We start from the raw sequence: 13,378 nt of genomic DNA on the forward strand, positions 1-13,378 counted from the left end.
GCCGGTGCGATCCGCCGCGTCCGGGCCGGCGAGCGCGTGGTGGACCCGGCGCTGGCGGTCGCCACCCTGGCGGCGGGCGAGTCCCCGCTGACCGCCCGGGAACGCGACGTCCTGATCACCGCGCGGACCGGCGCGACGATCGCCGAGATCGCGTCCCGGCTCTACCTGTCCGAAGGCACGGTCCGCAACTACGTCTCCGCGGCGATCGCGAAGACCGGCGCCCGCAACCGCGTCGAAGCGGTCCGGATCGCCGACGAACGGGGCTGGCTCTAGGCGTTCTCGTCGAACGCGATCCCGGCCGGCTTGGCCTTCGCGAGGTTGCCGGTGAACTGGCCGTCCTTGATGCCGAAGGTCGCGCTGCCGAAGTCGGCCTGGACGAGCTTGTCCCGCAGTCCGGCCGGGTAGCCGTCCCAGCCGACGAGGGCCGGGTACTGCCAGGTGCCCTTGTGGTTCTCCGGCGGGTCGTCGTTCCCGTTGGCCGCGCGGAAGCAGTGCGTCGAGCCGCCGTCCTTGTGGTAGACGACCTTCGCGTGGGTGCCCTCGAACCGCATGCCGGCCCGGTCGTGGACGGCGAACCCGCCGTGCTGCGAGGTGGCGACGTACTCGACCTGGTTGTCCTTGACCCAGACGACGACGTGCTCCCAGTCGTGCCGGTGGCCGGCGCTGCCCGGGCCGAGCGAGGCCTGGTCCTTCTCGAAGTAGAGGGTGAACATCACCGCGCACCAGCCGTTGTTGCACTTCTGCCGCGAGTAGGAGTTCGTGTTGTCGAGGTCCCAGGAGTCGCGGCAGTGGCCGTTGGTGTCCCCGCCGAGCGACAGGCCGGGGGCGATCCTGCCGTCGGGGCCGATGGCGGGGGTCGGGTAGCAGCCGTCCTTGTCGTAGTCGAAGGCGGGCTGGAACGTCTTTTCGAAGTCGGTTGCGTTCACCGGAAGCGCGCCCGGTGGATCGGCCAACGCCGTGGCCGGGAACAGGACGGAGAGCGCCAGCGCGCCGGCGGCAGCGACGGCCAGGGTGCGGGAGCGGTGCGCCAATGCGGACTCCTTCGCCGGTGATTTTCCGACCAGGGTCGCGGGTGTTCTCCGAGGTGCACAACCACGGTGGCGGGAGTCTGCCCGGCCGCCGCCGTTCGTGGGGACGAACGCGCAATCCTGGTTCCGGAGCCGGGGCGCGGCTAGGTTGGGAGTATGCCCGAACCGATCCTGATCTCCATCGCCGCCGCGCTCGCGGCGAAGGGTGCGACCGGCCTCTACGACCTGGTGAAACGCAAGTTCGCCAAGGACCCCGCGGCGACCCTGGCCCTGGAGGCGGCCTCGGGGGCGCCGTCCGGCACCGAGCCGGTCAAGGCGCTGGCCGAACGGCTGGAGACCGCGCAGGCGGCGGACGAGGAGTTCGCCGAGGCGCTGCGGGCGGAGTGGGAGAAGCTCCCGGAGAGCCGGGTCAGCTACGGCGAGGTGCACAACTCGGTGACCGGGACCGTGACGGGCAAGGTCGTGCAGCTGCGCGACGTGCACGGCAACATCAACCTCTGAGCCGGGCCTCCGCCGCGTCCCAGTCACCGGTGCCCGACGGCTCGTAGCGCCGGATCTCCTGCGTCTCCCGGACCAGCGACCGCATCGACGGCAGGTCCGGGAGGTCCTCCCCCAGCGCCCGGGCCTGGACCAGCACGTTGCCCAGTGCCGCCGCCTCCACCGGCCCTGCCAGGACCGGGACGCCGCACGCGTCCGCCGTCGACTGGCACAGCAGCTCGTTGCGGGCGCCGCCGCCGACCAGGTGGACCACGTCGACCCGGCGGCCGGTCAAGCGGGCCGCCTCGCGGATCGTGCGGCGGTGGGCCAGGGCGAGGCTGTCCACGATGCAGCGCACCATCGCGGGGCGGTCGGCCGGAGCGGGCTGCCCGGTCGCGTGACACGCCGCGGCGATGCGCGCCGGCATGTCGCCGGGTGGCAGGAACTCCGGGGCATCGATGTCCACCACCGCCGCCAGCGCCGGCGAAGAAGCCGCGGCCGCGAGCAGCGGCGGCAAGTCCGAAGTGGACCAAGTGCGCAGCGTCTCCGACAGCACCCACAGGCCCATCACGTTGCGCAGGAACCGGATGGTGCCGTCGACGCCGCCCTCGTTCGTGAAGTTTGCCGCCAGCGCCGCGTCGCTCAGCTCCGGCGCGTCTAGCTCCAAGCCCGCCAGGGACCACGTGCCGGAGGAGATGTAGGCGAAGTTCGTACCGGAGGAAGCCGGGACGGCGACCACCGCCGACGCCGTGTCGTGGGAACCCACCGCGATCACCGGGAGTCCCGAAAGCGAAGCGGCCGTGCCGACCACCGTGCCCGGGTCGCGCAACGGAGGCAACAGACGAGGTGGGATGCCGACCCGGGAGGCCAGCGAACGAGCCCACTCCCGGGCGCGCACGTCGTACAGCTGGGTCGTCGACGCGTTGGTGTGCTCGGCTCCGATCGAGCCCGTCAGCCAGTAGTTCAGCAGGTCGGGGATCAGCAGCATGGCCGACGCGGCCTCGAGCCGGTCGCCCTCGGACAGCAGCTGGTAGAGCGTGTTGAACGGCAGCTGCTGCAAGCCCGTCACGTCGTACAGCTCGCGGGGCGGCACCGTCGCCGCCACCTTCGCCGCGATGCCGTCGGTGCGCGGGTCGCGGTAGCAGACGGGGTTGCCGAGCAGGGCGCCGCGGTCGTCGACGAGCCCGTAGTCGACGGCCCACGCATCGATGCCGACACCGTCCACCGCGCCGGCGTCGCGGATCCCGGCGAGGCTCTCGCGGTACAACCCGAGCACGTCCCAGTAGAGCGACGGCCCGGCCTGGACGCCGCCGTTCGGGAAGCGCCGCACCTCCTCGAGGCGCAACGTCGAGGAGCCGACCGTCCCGGCCATCACCCGGCCGCTGGACGCGCCCAGGTCGACGGCCGCGACGCGCTTCACGGGCGCACCACGGTCAGCTCCAAGCCGAGCAGGTCCGCGACGGCCGTCAGCTCGGCGACGCGGTGGCCGGTGCCCAGGGCCCAGTGGTGCGCGATGCCGCTGGCCGACCAGGCGTCGGTCCACTCGCCGGGGTCGCAGCCGAAGTCGACGCGGGACGTCGTGTTGCCGATGCGCAGCAGCGGCCCGGGCACGACCGTGCCTTCGGCCGCGATGAGCGAGAACCTCCCGTCCCGCCGCTGCCCGAGCCCGCACAGCGTCACCGGGCCGGGCTTGACGTCGAACTCGACCGAGACGCCCCAGCCGCGCTTGCCGTGGTAGACACCGAGGCCGCGCAGCAACGGCTTGCGGGCGCTGATCCCGAGGTGCGCCGGGCCGTCGTGCCCCATCTCGACGACACCGTCGCGGAAGTTCAGCGCCTGCAGCTCGGTGAACGAGCCGCCCGCGCCGAGCCGGTCCATGACCAGCATGGCCAGCGACGTGCGCAGCTCGTACTCGCCGACCGCCGGGATGCCGCGCGCGGTGAGCAGGGACGCGCCGAGGATGAAGCCGGCGCCGACGCGCTCGTGGGTCTCGCCGTCGAGACCGCGGTGGTAGTACGCCAGGGAATCCAGCGAGAAGTCCTCGACGAGCCGGTCGAGGGCCACGGAAACCCGGGCGCCCCAGGCGAAGTCTTCGTCCACTACGGACTCGTCCACAGTGAACACTTCGCGGGCCAGCTCGACCCGCGACGCCGTCTCCGCGTCGGACACCTTCTCCACGCGCACCCGCAGGTCGTCGACCTCCAGGATCTCGACGTGCCCGCCGAACTGCGCGGACACCAGCGTCGGGTCGGTCGAGACGTCCATCATGCCCGGGTAGAGGTGCCCGAGCAGGCCGTGACGGCCGTGCCGCAGCGCCGCCCGCACCCCGGCCGCCTTGATCCACCGCTCGATGCGGGTCCACGCCCGTTCGTCCTCCAGATACCCCGACACCGAACGGAATTCGACGCCCAGCCGGCGGAACGCGTTGGCCATCTCCGGCAGCGGGCAGGCGCCACAGTAGGCGAGCCAGGCGCCGGTGTCGAAGGACTCGTGGTCCATCGACTCGGTCGGCTGCAGGTTGAGCAGCAGCACCGGCGCGCCCGAGCGCTGCGCGACCGGCGCCAGCATGCTGGACGTCAGGTACGTCGTGAGGAACCCGATGATCAGGTCGCACCCGGCGACGCGCAGCTTCTCCGCCGCGGCCGCGCCTTCGGCCGCGTCCGAGACGAACCCGGCGTCGACGACCTCGCAGTCCAGTTCGGACAGTCGCGATGAGACCCGGCGGGCCGACGCCTCCAGTTGCGGCAGCAGGGCGGGGAACTGCGGCCAATACGCGCCGAGCCCGCCGGAGACGAGGCCGACGCGAGTGCGGCGCGGGGTGATGCGGTCCAGCGTCATCAGGTCTCCTAGCGCAGGAACGCGGCGGCCACCCCGGCGTCCACCGGCACGTGCAGGCCGGTGGTGTGGGTGAGGTCGCCGCCGGTCAGGGCGAACACCGCGGCCGCGACGTGCTCCGGGAGCACCTCGCGCTTGAGGATGGTGCGCTGGGCGTAGAACTCGCCGAGCTTGGCCTCCTCGACGCCGTACACCGCAGCGCGCTGGGCGCCCCAGCCGCCGGCGAAGATGCCCGAGCCCTGGACGACGCCGTCGGGGTTCACGCCGTTGACCCGGATCCCGTACCCGCCCAACTCAGCCGCGAGAAGCCGGACCTGGTGCGCCTGGTCGGCCTTCGCTGCCCCGTAAGCGACGTTGTTCGGGCCAGCGAACACGGAGTTCTTCGACGAGATGTAGACGATGTCGCCGCCGATGCCCTGGTCGATCATCGCCTTCGCGGCCGCCCGCGCGACCAGGAAGGAGCCTTTGGCCATGACGTCGTGCTGGAGGTCCCAGTCGCGCTCGGTCGTCTCCAGCAACGGCTTCGAGATCGACAGCCCGGCGTTGTTGACCACCAGGTCGAGGCCGCCGAAGGCGAGCACGGTCGCGTCCACCGCGGCCTGGACCGCCTCGGCATCGGTGACGTCGGCGGTCACCGAGATGCCGCCGATCTCCGCGGCGACTTCGGCGGCGGCGGAAGCGTTCAGGTCGGCGATCGCGAGGCACGCCCCTTCGGCCGCGAGCCGGACGGCGATGGCCTTGCCGATGCCCGAACCGGCCCCGGTCACCAAAGCGATCCGCCCGGCAAGGGGCTTCGGCTTCGGCATCCGCTGAAGCTTGGCCTCTTCCAGCGCCCAGTACTCGATCCGGAACTTCTCGCTCTCCGGGATCGGCGCGTACGTCGACACGGCTTCAGCGCCGCGCATGACGTTGATGGCGTTGACGTAGAACTCCCCCGCCACCCGCGCGGTCTGCTTGTCCTTGCCGAAGGAGAACATCCCGACCCCGGGAACGAGCACGATCGCCGGATCGGCGCCACGCATCGCCGGGGAATCCGGCGTGGCGTACCGCTCGTAGTAGGCACGGTAGGCGTCGCGGTACTCCGCGTGCAGTTCCTTCAGCCGCGCGACCACGTCCTCCAGCGGCGCCGACGCGGGGAGGTCGACGACCAGGGGACGGACCTTGGTGCGCAGGAAGTGGTCCGGGCACGAGGTGCCGAGTGCGGCCAGCTGCGCGAGCTTCTCGCGGGCCAGGAACTCCAACACGACGTCGCTGTCGGTGTAATGACCCACCTGTCGCTGATCGGTCGAGGCCAGTCCGCGGATCACCGGCGCCAACGCCGCCGCCCGCGCGTGCCGCCCGGCTTCCGGGAGGGCTTCGAAGCCGGGGACGACCGACCCGAACGGCTCGGGAGCGCCCCGGGAGGCGAGGAACTCCTCCGCCGTCCGGATGATCTCCAGGGAGTTCCGCTGACACTCTTCGGAGGTCGCGCCCCACGCCGTGATGCCGTGGCCGCCGAGGATCACGCCGATCGCCTGGGGGTTCGCTGCCTTGACCGCGGCGATGTCCAAGCCCAGCTGAAAGCCCGGCCGGCGCCAGTCCACCCACGCGACGCGGTCACCGAAGCACTCCTTCGTCAGCGCCGGTCCGTCGGCCGCCGTGGCCAGCGCGATGCCCGAGTCCGGGTGCAGGTGGTCGACGTGCGCGGCCTCGACGAGACCGTGCATCGCCGTGTCGATCGACGGCGCCGCGCCGCCCCGGCCGTGCAGGCAGTAGTCGAACGCGGCGACCATCTCGTCCTCGCGCTCGACACCCGGGTAAACGTCCACCAGGGACCGCAGCCGGTCCAGCCGCAGCACCGCCAGCCCGGCCTCGGTGAGCGTGCCGAGGTCGCCGCCGGAACCCTTGACCCACAGCAACTCCGCGGGCGTGCCGGTCACCGGGTCGGTCACCGAACCCTTGGCGGAGGTGTTGCCGCCGGCGTAGTTGGTGTTCCGGGGATCGGCGCCGAGCGCGTTGCTGCGCGCGACGAGCTCTTCCGGGACGGTCATGCTCATGCTCCCCACCCGGCCTGCGTGCCGCCGGCGCGCTCGGCCACGATCTTTTCCTGGTACCCGCTGCGGTGGTACGCCGCGACCGGGTCCGGGTCGAGCCCGGCGTCCGCGCGCAGCTCGCCCAGCAACGGCCGGACGTCGGTGTTGTAGGCGTCCATCAGCACGGCGTTGGCCTCCAGGACGTTCCCGGCCTGCTGCGCGGCGCGCAACGCGGTGCGGTCCACCAGCAGCGCCTTGGCCGTCGCCTCCTGGACGTTCATCACCGACCGGATGATCGCCGGGATCTTCGCCTCGATGTTGTGGCACTGATCCAGCATGAACGCGATCCCATACGCCGGATCCAACGCATCCGCCCGGACGATCTCGTACATGATCCGGAACAGCTGGAACGGGTCCGCCGCCCCGACCATCAGGTCGTCGTCGGCGTAGAAGCGGGAGTTGAAGTCGAACGCGCCCAGCTTCCCCGCGCGCAGCAGGAACGCCACGATGAACTCGATGTTCGTGCCCGGCGCGTGGTGACCGGTGTCGATGCACACCGTGGCCCGCTCTCCCAGCTCGACGCAGTGCGCGTAGGACGTGCCCCAGTCCGGGACGTCGGTCGCGTAGAACGCCGGCTCGAACAGCTTGTACTCCAGCAACATCCGCTGATCCGGACCGAGCCGGTCATACGTCTCGCGCAGCGCCGCCGCGAGCCGATCCTGCCGGTCGCGGATGTCGTCCTGGCCCGGGTAGTTGATGCCGTCGGAGAACCACAGCTTCAGGTCCCGCGACCCGGTCGCGTCCATGATGGAGATGGCTTCCAGCAGGTGATCGGTCGCCTTGCGGCGGATCCCGGCGTCCGGGTTGGTCACCGAGCCGAGCTTGTAGTCCTCGTCCTGGAAGACGTTGGTGTTGATCGCGCCGATCTCGATGCCCAGATCACGCGCGTACGCGGTCAGGGCGCCGTAGTCGTCCACCTTGTCCCACGGGATGTGCAGCGCCACGCTCGGCGCGACCCCGGTGAACCGGTGCACGGTCGCGGCGTCGGCGATCTTCTCCTCCGCCGTGCGGGGAACACCGGGTTGCGGGAACACCTTGAACCGGGTACCCGAGTTCGCGTACGCCCACGACGGCGTCTCGATGCGCTGGGCCCGCAGGGCCGCTTTGACATCCACGGCGATCACTGTCCTTCCCGGACGTCAAGGTGGAAGACCTCTTCGAGGAGCTGGAACCCCTCATCGGGCGGACCGCCGTCCAGGCCGGTGAAGAACTCCGCCATCTCCGCCTGCCAGCGCGCGTTGACGTCGGTGGCGGCCATCGCGGCCTGCGCGGCCGCGAGGTCGTCGGCCTCGACGTAGCCGATGAGCAGGCCGTCTTCGCGCAGGAAGAGGGAGTAGTTGCGCCAGCCGGTGTCGTGCAGCGCCTGACGCATCTCCGGCCACACCTCGCGGTGGCGCCGCGCGTACTCCGCTTTCCGCTCGGGCTTCACCTGCAGGCAGAAGCAGTATCGGGGCACAGTCCGTCCTTTGTGGAGCCCGGCCGGGCCGCGATCGGCGGCCCGGCCGGGAGACTCAGAAGTTGAACTTGTCGATGTTGTTCGCGTCGAACGTCGTCGGCGGGCCGAGGACGATCTCGCCGCTCGCGCCGATCGTGTACTCGCCGAGCTTGCCCGCCTTGAACTTCTCGCCTTCCTTGCCGGTGATCTGGCCCGACTTGAGCGCCACCCCGGCGTACGCGGCGAGGTACCCGATGTCGGCCGGGTTCCACAGCGCGAACTGCTTCACCGTGCCGTCCTTGACGAACGCGCGCATCTGGTTCGGCGTACCCAGGCCGGTCACCGCGACCTTGCCCTTGTAGCTCGACGAGCTGACGTACCGCGCGGCGGCCGCGATGCCCACGGTGGTCGGCGAGACGATCACCTTGAGGTTCGGGAACGACTGCAGCAGGCCCTGTGCCTCCTGGAACGACTTCTGGTCGTCGTCGTTGCCGTAGGCGACCTTGTCCAGCTTGATGCCCGCGTACTCCGGCTTGGCCAGCTCCTTCTTCAGCACGTCGATCCAGGCGTTCTGGTTCGTGGCATTGGGCGTCGCGGACAGGACCGCGATCTCGCCGGACCCGCCGGAGAGGTCCTTGGCCTGCTTGGCCAGCGCCTCGCCGATGCCCTGCGTGGTGGCCTGGTTGATGAAGACGTCGCGGCAGTCCTTCGCGGCGTCGGAGTCGAACGCGACGACCTTGATGCCGGCGCTGCGGGCCTGGTTGAGCGACGGGCACACGGCGTTGGGGTCGTTGGCGGCGATGCCGATGACGTCCTGCTGCTGCTGGATCAGCGTGTTGATGTAGCTGACCTGCGACGACGCGCTGGCGTCGTTCGGCCCGACCAGCTTGTACTCGCCCTTCAGCTCGCCCAGCGCCGCCTTGCCGCCGCTGACCTCGATGTCGCTGTAGGGGTTGTTGAGCTGCTTGGGCAGGAACGCCATCTTGACGCCTTCCTGCGCCGCGGCGTTGGGGTTGGCCGCCGCGGTGGACTGCTGGGCGCCGGCGCCTGCGTTGTCGTTCTTGGTCGTGCCGCCGCAGGCGGCCAGGACCAGCACCAGCCCGGCCGAGACCGCACCGGTGAGGAACCGTCGGGACATCTTCGTCACCTTTCCGGGGTTACCGCTTGCCGTCGGCGTCGCACTGCCGTGCGCGCCGAAGTCACGATGTTGGGGAGCAGGACCGACACGATGAGGAGCACGCCGGTCACGATGTTGAGGGCCTCGTTGGACACGTCCTGCAGGCGCAGCGCGTTCTGCAGGGACGCCAGCAGGACCACCCCGGCGAGCACGCCGGGGAGCGTGCCCTTGCCGCCGAAGATGGACACGCCGCCGAGCAGCACGGCGGCCACGACGGCGAGTTCGAGGCCGAAGCCGTTGTCGGCGCGGGCGCTGGAGTACCGCAGGGTCCACAGCACCCCGGCGAGCCCGGCGACCGCGCCGCTGACGACGTACAGCCAGAACTTGAGCCGCCCGGTGCGGATGCCGGCGAACCGGGCCGCCTGTTCACCCGCGCCCGCCGCGAAGACGCCGCGGCCGATCGGGGTCGCGTGCAGCACGATCCCGAAGACGATCGCCGCCACGACCAGCGGGAGCAGGACGTTCGGGATCGGGCCGTCGCCGATGGTGCCGGTGACCCAGCTCGTGTAGGCCCGCGGGAAGTCCGCGACCGCGCCGTCGCCGAGGACCACGAACGCCAGGCCGCGGTACAGCGCGAGCGTGCCGATGGTGACGGCGAGCGAGGGCAGTTTCAGCACGGTGACGAAGAAGCCGTTGAGCGCGCCGAGGACCGCGCCGAGCACGATGCACAGCGGGATGATCGTTTCGATCGACAGGCCCGCGTCCCACAGCGACCCCATCACCGCCGACGTCAGCCCGAGCGTGCTCGCCACCGAGAGGTCGATCTCGCCGGTCACGATGATGAACGTCATCGGCAGCGCGACCAGCGCGATCGGGAGGAGATCGAGCAGCAGGAACGTGAAGTTGCGGCTGGTGCCGAAGTTCTCGACCGCGCCGGAGGCCACGACCAGCACGATCACCGTGACGAGCACGACGGCGGCGTCCCAGGTGAGCAGCCTGCCGAACCGGTTCCCCGTTTCAGACATGGGAATCCCTCTTCTTCAGTGCCTTCGCGACCCGGACGGCGACCAGCCGGTCGGCGCCGATGGCCAGCAGGATCAGCGCGCCGACGATGGCCTGCTGCCAGAACTGGTTGATGTCGAGCACGGCCAGCGCGCTGCCGATCACGGTCAGCAGGAGCGCGCCGAGGCCCGCGCCCCAGACCGAGCCGCTGCCGCCGAACACCGCCACCCCGCCGACGACGGCCGCGGCGACGACGTTGAGCTCGTAGCCGGTGCCGGCGGCCGCGTCCACGGTGCCGAAGCGGGCCGCGAACAGGACGCCGGCAAGCCCGGCGAGGGCGCCGCTGACGAGGAACGCGGCGATGGTGTTGCGGCCGACCCGGATGCCGGCCAGCTGCGCGGCCTGCGGGCTCGACCCCATCGCGTACAGCTCGCGCCCGGCCGGGTAGCTGCGCAGCACGATCCCGGCGGCCACCAGCACCAGCAGCGCGATCAGGACCAGCCACGGCACGCCGAGCAGCGACGCCGTGCCGAAGTCCAAAAAGGACGCGGGCAGCTTGTCCGCGTTGATCTGCTGGCCGCCGGCCCAGAAGTAGCTGACGCCGCGGAAGGCGTACAGCGTGCCGAGGGTGACGACCAGCGCGGGCACCTGGCCGAACCGCACGAGCGCGCCGTTGAGGAGCCCGCACACCGCGCCGACGGCGACGCCGGCGAGGACGGCGACGATCACCGGCAGGCCGGGGTTGTCCTTCATCAGCGTGCCGACGGCGAACGCCGACAGGCCGAGCACCGAGCCGACCGAGAGATCGATGTTGCGGGTGATCATCACGACCGCCTGCCCGACGGCGAGCACGGCCAGGATCGCGGTGCCCAGCAGGATGTCGCGGATGCTCTGCCCGGACAGGAACCGGGAGTTCTGCGTCGCGGTGAACGCCACCAGGACGATCAGCGCTCCGGCGATGCCGGATTCGCGGGCCTTGAAGACGTTCGCGGTCCACGACCGTCCGGAGTGGACTGCCGGCTCCCTGGTCACGGGTGCCTCCTTCGTCGCGGTCATGCGGCGGCTCCCTGGCCCATCGCGGCGAACATGACGGCGTCCTCGGTCGCGTCGGCGCGCGGGAGCTCGGCCACGATCCGGCCCTCCCGCATCACGAGGACACGGTCGGCCATGCCGAGCACCTCGGGCAGTTCCGACGACACCATGACGATCGCGACGCCCTCGGCGGCCAGCGCCGACATCAGCCGATGCACCTCGGCCTTGGTGCCGACGTCGATGCCGCGGGTCGGTTCGTCCACGATCAGCACCTTCGGCGCCATCGCGAGCCACTTGGCGAGGACGACCTTCTGCTGGTTGCCGCCGGACAGCGTGCCGACGGGGTCGCCGAGGCGGCGGTACTTGGTGCGCAGCCGTTCGGTCCAGTGGCGGGCTTCCTGCCGTTCGCTCGCGCCGGTCAGGAAGCCGAGCTTCGAGAGCGCGCGGGACCGCGGCAGCGTCACGTTCCGCTCGATCGACAGGTCCATGATCAGGCCCTGCTGGCGGCGGTCCTCGGGCACCAGCGCCATCCCGGCGCCCATCGCGGCCCGCGACGAGTGCGGCTTGAGCTTCTTGCCGCTCACCTTGACCACACCCGCGTCGCGCTCGTCGACGCCGAAGACGGCCTGGACGACTTCGGAGCGGCCGGAGCCGACGAGCCCGGCGAACGCGACGATCTCCCCCGCCCGCACCGAAAAGGAGATGTCGCGGAAGACGCCTTCCCGGGCCAGGCCTTCGACTTCCAGCACGACCGCGCCGGGTTCGACGTCCTGCTTGGGGTACAGCGCGTCGAGGTCGCGGCCGACCATCCGCTTCACCATTTCGTCGACGGTGACGTCTTCGAGCAGGTCGGTGGAGACGTGCCGGCCGTCGCGCATGATCGTGACGCGCTGGCAGAGCTCGGTGATCTCCTCGAAGCGGTGGGAGATGAACATGATCGCCGCGCCTTCCTGGCGCAGGGTGCGGGCGACGCTGAAGAGCCGTTCGACCTCGATCTGGGTCAGCGCGGCGGTGGGCTCGTCCATCACCAGCACGCGGGCGTCGGCGCTGAGCGCCTTGGCGATCTCGACGATCTGCTGGTCGGCGATGGACAGGCCGCGCGCGGGGCGGGCCGGGTCGATCCGGACGCCGAGGCGGGCGAAGAGGCGCTCGGCCTCGGCGCGGATCGCCGCCCGGTCGATCCGGCCGAGCGTGGTGCGCGGGTGGCGGCCCATCACGATGTTCTCCGCGACGGAAAGGTCGGGGAAGAGCGTGGGTTCCTGGTAGATCACCGCGATGCCGGCGGCTTTCGCGTCGGCCGGGGAGCCGAACTCGACCGGCCTGCCGTCCAGGAGCAAGGTGCCGTCGTCGGGTTTGTGCACCCCGGCGAGCATCTTCACGATCGTGGACTTGCCGGCGCCGTTCTCCCCCACCAGCGCGTGGGCTTCGCCGGCGTGCAGCCCGAAGCTCACGCCGGCGACCGCCGCGACGGCGCCGAACGACTTCGTCACGCCGCGCACCTCCAGCAGAGGGGCTGGGCCCGGGTCCTGCCGCGTCATCGCGACCTCCGGATTGAAAGGTTTCACAAACCTGGCGCGGTGACGCTACTATGCGACAGAAGAGCAAGTCAATGAATCGGCCGAACCGTGGCCGAACGGCTTCGTACGCCGGCAGTTCGTGGCGATATTACGTTTCAATGAGGGGGTCCGATGACGGTCCAGGAGTCCGGCGCCGAGCCGAGAGCGGCGGGCATCAAGGACGTCGCCGCGGCGGCCGGCGTCTCCCTCGGCACGGTGTCGAACGTGCTCAACCGGCCCGACCGGGTCAGCCCCGCGACCCGCGCGAAGGTCGAGGCCGCGATGGCGGAACTCCGCTTCGTGCGCAACGAGTCCGCGCGGCAGCTGCGCGCCGGGCGCAGCCGCGTGCTGGCCTACGTCATGCTCGACGGCAGCAACCCGTTCTTCACCGACGTCGCCGCCGGCATGGAGGACGCCGCCGACGCGGGCGACCTCTCGCTGTTCCTCTGCAACAGCGCGCACCAGCCCACGCGGGAGGCGGCCTACCTCGGGCGCCTCGAACAGCAGCGCGTGCAGGGCATCCTCATCACGCCGGTCGACCCGGACGCCCCGCTGCTGCACGAGATCGCGCTGCGCGGCACGCCGGTGGTCGTCGTCGACCGCACGCCCGGCGGCACCACGCACTGCTCGGTCGCGGTGGACGACGTCTACGGCGGGGAGATCGCCGTGCGGCACCTGATCGAGCAGGGCCACGAGCGGATCGCGTTCATCGGCAACCACACTTCGGTCGGTCAGGTCCGCGACCGGCGGCTCGGCGCGCTCCGGGCGCTGAGCGCCGCGGGCCTGCCGGCGGACCGGCTGGTCGACCTGACCACGACGGCGCT

General features: G+C 71.1%; 13 protein-coding genes. 3 read left to right on the forward strand and 10 right to left on the reverse strand.

What is annotated here, in order from left to right; translation table 11 throughout:
• Positions 1-273, forward strand: a 273-nt coding sequence (locus G3I65_RS53645; protein ID WP_160703998.1) for a response regulator transcription factor, incomplete at its 5' end; no start/stop codon positions are given.
• On the opposite strand, the gene G3I65_RS53650 is transcribed toward G3I65_RS53645, so the two are convergent.
• Positions 270-1,031 carry an NPP1 family protein gene (locus tag G3I65_RS53650; RefSeq protein ID WP_160704000.1) on the reverse strand — a complete coding sequence of 254 codons (762 nt, stop codon included), beginning with the start codon at positions 1,029-1,031 and terminating at the stop codon, positions 270-272. The two genes, G3I65_RS53645 and G3I65_RS53650, sit on opposite strands and share 4 nt — an antisense overlap.
• A 153-nt stretch (positions 1,032-1,184) precedes the next feature.
• Here G3I65_RS53650 and G3I65_RS53655 point away from each other — a divergent pair, with 153 nt between their 5' ends.
• Positions 1,185-1,529: a hypothetical protein gene (locus G3I65_RS53655; RefSeq protein ID WP_160704002.1), complete on the forward strand. Its 345-nt coding sequence runs from the start codon at positions 1,185-1,187 to the stop codon at positions 1,527-1,529.
• Here the strand turns inward: G3I65_RS53655 and G3I65_RS53660 are convergent.
• The 9 genes from G3I65_RS53660 to G3I65_RS53700 are packed head-to-tail and all read right to left on the reverse strand — an operon-like array spanning position 1,519 to position 12,536.
• On the reverse strand, positions 1,519-2,877 hold the full coding sequence (locus G3I65_RS53660) for a rhamnulokinase family protein (RefSeq protein WP_160704022.1): 1,359 nt from the start codon (positions 2,875-2,877) through the stop codon (positions 1,519-1,521). The genes G3I65_RS53655 and G3I65_RS53660 overlap by 11 nt on opposite strands.
• A 44-nt stretch (positions 2,878-2,921) precedes the next feature.
• Positions 2,922-4,343: an L-fucose/L-arabinose isomerase family protein gene (locus tag G3I65_RS53665; protein WP_160704004.1), complete on the reverse strand. Its 1,422-nt coding sequence runs from the start codon at positions 4,341-4,343 to the stop codon at positions 2,922-2,924.
• Positions 4,344-4,351: 8 nt separating this feature from the next.
• A complete protein-coding gene (locus G3I65_RS53670; protein WP_163046919.1) occupies positions 4,352-6,370 on the reverse strand; it encodes a bifunctional aldolase/short-chain dehydrogenase in 2,019 nt (672 codons plus the stop codon).
• Positions 6,371-6,372: 2 nt separating this feature from the next.
• On the reverse strand, positions 6,373-7,536 hold the full coding sequence (gene rhaI / locus G3I65_RS53675) for an L-rhamnose isomerase (protein ID WP_160704008.1): 1,164 nt from the start codon (positions 7,534-7,536) through the stop codon (positions 6,373-6,375).
• Positions 7,533-7,868, reverse strand: coding sequence for an L-rhamnose mutarotase (locus G3I65_RS53680; protein ID WP_160704010.1), 336 nt, complete (start codon positions 7,866-7,868; stop codon positions 7,533-7,535). The genes rhaI and G3I65_RS53680 overlap by 4 nt, the downstream gene beginning before the upstream one ends.
• Before the next feature lie 55 nt (positions 7,869-7,923).
• On the reverse strand, positions 7,924-8,985 hold the full coding sequence (gene rhaS, locus G3I65_RS53685; protein ID WP_160704012.1) for a rhamnose ABC transporter substrate-binding protein: 1,062 nt from the start codon (positions 8,983-8,985) through the stop codon (positions 7,924-7,926).
• Positions 8,986-8,990: 5 nt separating this feature from the next.
• Complete coding sequence (locus tag G3I65_RS53690; RefSeq protein ID WP_160704014.1) at positions 8,991-9,989, reverse strand: ABC transporter permease; 999 nt, start codon at positions 9,987-9,989, stop codon at positions 8,991-8,993.
• Positions 9,982-11,022, reverse strand: coding sequence for an ABC transporter permease (locus G3I65_RS53695; RefSeq protein WP_160704016.1), 1,041 nt, complete (start codon positions 11,020-11,022; stop codon positions 9,982-9,984). The genes G3I65_RS53690 and G3I65_RS53695 overlap by 8 nt, the downstream gene beginning before the upstream one ends.
• Positions 11,019-12,536 carry a sugar ABC transporter ATP-binding protein gene (locus G3I65_RS53700; RefSeq protein WP_160704018.1) on the reverse strand — a complete coding sequence of 506 codons (1,518 nt, stop codon included), beginning with the start codon at positions 12,534-12,536 and terminating at the stop codon, positions 11,019-11,021. The genes G3I65_RS53695 and G3I65_RS53700 overlap by 4 nt, the downstream gene beginning before the upstream one ends.
• A gap of 150 nt (positions 12,537-12,686) precedes the next feature.
• Here G3I65_RS53700 and G3I65_RS53705 point away from each other — a divergent pair.
• Positions 12,687-13,378, forward strand: a 692-nt coding sequence (locus tag G3I65_RS53705; protein WP_160704020.1) for a LacI family DNA-binding transcriptional regulator, incomplete at its 3' end; no start/stop codon positions are given.

Source organism: Amycolatopsis sp. SID8362 (assembly GCF_010550475.1).
Lineage (GTDB): Bacteria > Actinomycetota > Actinomycetes > Mycobacteriales > Pseudonocardiaceae > Amycolatopsis > Amycolatopsis eburnea.

What these genes read in the sequence shown, in the direction of transcription:
- G3I65_RS53655 (WP_160704002.1), top strand. Translation starts at nt 1,185, where the DNA reads ATGCCCGAACCGATCCTGATCTCCATCGCCGCCGCGCTCGCGGCGAAG.
- G3I65_RS53660 (WP_160704022.1), bottom strand. Translation starts at nt 2,877, where the DNA reads ATGGCCGGGACGGTCGGCTCCTCGACGTTGCGCCTCGAGGAGGTGCGG.
- G3I65_RS53665 (WP_160704004.1), bottom strand. Translation starts at nt 4,343, where the DNA reads ATGACGCTGGACCGCATCACCCCGCGCCGCACTCGCGTCGGCCTCGTC.
- G3I65_RS53670 (WP_163046919.1), bottom strand. Translation starts at nt 6,370, where the DNA reads ATGACCGTCCCGGAAGAGCTCGTCGCGCGCAGCAACGCGCTCGGCGCC.
- rhaS (WP_160704012.1), bottom strand. Translation starts at nt 8,985, where the DNA reads ATGTCCCGACGGTTCCTCACCGGTGCGGTCTCGGCCGGGCTGGTGCTG.
- G3I65_RS53690 (WP_160704014.1), bottom strand. Translation starts at nt 9,989, where the DNA reads ATGTCTGAAACGGGGAACCGGTTCGGCAGGCTGCTCACCTGGGACGCC.
- G3I65_RS53695 (WP_160704016.1), bottom strand. Translation starts at nt 11,022, where the DNA reads ATGACCGCGACGAAGGAGGCACCCGTGACCAGGGAGCCGGCAGTCCAC.
- G3I65_RS53700 (WP_160704018.1), bottom strand. Translation starts at nt 12,536, where the DNA reads ATGACGCGGCAGGACCCGGGCCCAGCCCCTCTGCTGGAGGTGCGCGGC.